The sequence below is a fragment of the Paenibacillus sp. LHD-38 genome, assembly GCF_031157315.1.
GTDB lineage: Bacteria > Bacillota > Bacilli > Paenibacillales > Paenibacillaceae > Pristimantibacillus.
Map to the genome: position 1 here is coordinate 1 of NZ_JAVIFU010000140.1, position 884 is coordinate 884.

The 884-nt window shown below is 45.7% G+C and carries 1 protein-coding gene; it reads left to right on the top strand.

Annotated elements, in window-relative coordinates; all coding sequences use genetic code 11:
- The first annotated feature begins 167 nt into the window (after positions 1–167).
- The gene (locus RCO25_RS34620) at positions 168–602 is read left to right on the top strand and encodes a hypothetical protein (protein ID WP_309000574.1); all 435 of its coding nucleotides are present in this window, start codon (positions 168–170) and stop codon (positions 600–602) included.
- Positions 603–884: the final 282 nt, after the last annotated feature.

The following is an 884-nucleotide window of genomic DNA, read 5'->3' on the forward strand; positions in this document are numbered from 1 at the left end:
TATTCCTCGTGATTATTCTGGTGATTCATAAAAGTCAAGCGTTTATCAGCGATTATTACAACAATTTTCCAACTCTATATCTTTCCCATTTAAATGGAACGAACTGCATAAGTCATGTTAATCAATAATGATTAAGGGTTGCAACCACACAAAATTTGGTGGGTTTTATGATGAAAACATGGAAAGGTTTATTGTTAACATTTATGCTTGCCGCTGTTACCCTGCTCGCTGTTGTTCCTGCTTCTTCGGTCTCTGCGTTGATGTCGTACACACGGGCCACGCTGCAGCGCTCGGGAGCACTGGCCGGCCAGCTTGATGTCGTTACCCGAACGAAAAACAACGTCAAATTAACCGGATTTACCGGCGGCGTCTTCCTTTTGCTGCGAACAGCGGACGGAGCTGTCATCGGTGTAACCGATCAACAAAAATTCGGCGTAGATGGACAATGGATCGGCCGTTATGATCGGACGGATTACTGGTCCTGGTCCTTCAATCCGGAAGTCGCCTCAGCTATGCCTACGTCGAAATCATTCAACGACATTCTGCGAAAGCGCTGGATGACCAGCTGGCCTACTGGCAAAGTACGGTATGCGGCAACTTAGACCGTTTAGGCTTGCCTAAACCCCCTTATGGCTGTCCCCAATAAAACCCTCAATAGTATTAGACTGACCCTAATAGAAACAGCGGCAGCCTGGGACATAAAAATAATGTCTGATATGCTCCCCATACGGTAGACAGGTGAAATAATAAAAAGCCTACTACTGTGAGAGTCCTGCAAAACGAATACAGTTTCTGTAAAATGGAGCCCAGTACCCTGTTGGTACTGGGTTTGTTGTATAATGGAAGAAAAGTAAAAGCGAGATGAGCCTGTTGTTGCATGCCGG

What these genes read in the sequence shown, in the direction of transcription:
- RCO25_RS34620 (WP_309000574.1), top strand. Translation starts at nt 168, where the DNA reads ATGATGAAAACATGGAAAGGTTTATTGTTAACATTTATGCTTGCCGCT.